This window comes from Xenorhabdus sp. NBAII XenSa04, assembly GCF_963866145.1.
In the GTDB taxonomy this organism is placed as follows: domain Bacteria; phylum Pseudomonadota; class Gammaproteobacteria; order Enterobacterales; family Enterobacteriaceae; genus Xenorhabdus; species Xenorhabdus indica.
Map to the genome: position 1 here is coordinate 1 of NZ_CAWMEB010000151.1, position 1,063 is coordinate 1,063.

At 49.1% G+C, this 1,063-nt stretch carries 1 protein-coding gene; it reads left to right on the forward strand.

Translation table 11 applies throughout. The features are described 5' to 3' along the window. A partial coding sequence (locus AAC147_RS06975; RefSeq protein ID WP_047686099.1) for a condensation domain-containing protein occupies positions 1–1,063 on the forward strand: 1,063 nt, incomplete at both ends.

Sequence of the window (1,063 nt, forward strand, 5' to 3'; positions counted from 1 at the left end):
GCGACCATATGACACTGGCGCTGATTTTTGCCGAAATTGCTCAAATACAGCACAAAATGCTACAGGGCGAAGTCGTGACACTGCCCCCAACGTTGCCGTACCGCAACTTTATCGCTCAAACCCTGAGCGTACCGGCCGCTGTGCACGAAGACTATTTCCGTGCTCAACTTGCTGATATTGATGAACCAACCGCACCATTTGGTGTTCTTTCAATATCAAATAACGATAATTCCGTCGCTGAAACCCATCTTCCTATCGCACCTGCATTAGCGGAAGCTATCCGCACACAAGCGCGTCGTCTGGGCGTCAGTCCGAGTGTGCTGTTCCATGTGGCCTGGGCGCAGGTACTGGCACAAACCAGTGGTCGTGATGATGTGGTCTTTGGCTCTGTGTTACTGGGCAGATTACTGGTAGGGCGCGGCGCTAGCCAAGCTCTGGGTATGTTTATCAATACTCTGCCCATACGGATCACTCTGACAAATAGCAGCGTCCAAGAAGCGGTACAGGCGGCTTATCGTAATTTGACAACCTTGCTGGAGCATGAACAAACACCATTAGCATTGGCACAACGTTGTAGTGGCGTGGCACAGTCTATGCCACTGTTCAGTACCTTGCTTAATTATCGGCACTCGCAAGCAAATGAGATAGAAAATGCGACAACGACTCAGATGGGTATGCGCATCGTCGCAACAGCAGAACAAACTCATTATCCAATCGCTTTATCGGTGGATGATACGGGCGTTGATTTCCACCTGATAGCCCAGACTGTAACCAGTATCGACCCGATTCGTATAACCACTTATCTGATCACTGCTCTCAGCGGTCTGGTGGAAGCGTTAGTTCGTGATCCACAGCAACCTATTCTGCCAATCCCCATTCTGCCAATCTCAGAGCGACAACAACTGTTAGTCAACTTCAACGTCATTCAGGCAGATTTCCCACAGGATGCTCTTATTCATCAATTAGTTGAAACTCAGGCAGCACAGTGTCCCAATGCTATTGCTGTAGTGTTTGAAAAGCAGGTGTTAAGTTATGACGAACTCAACTGTCGCGCTAACCGTCT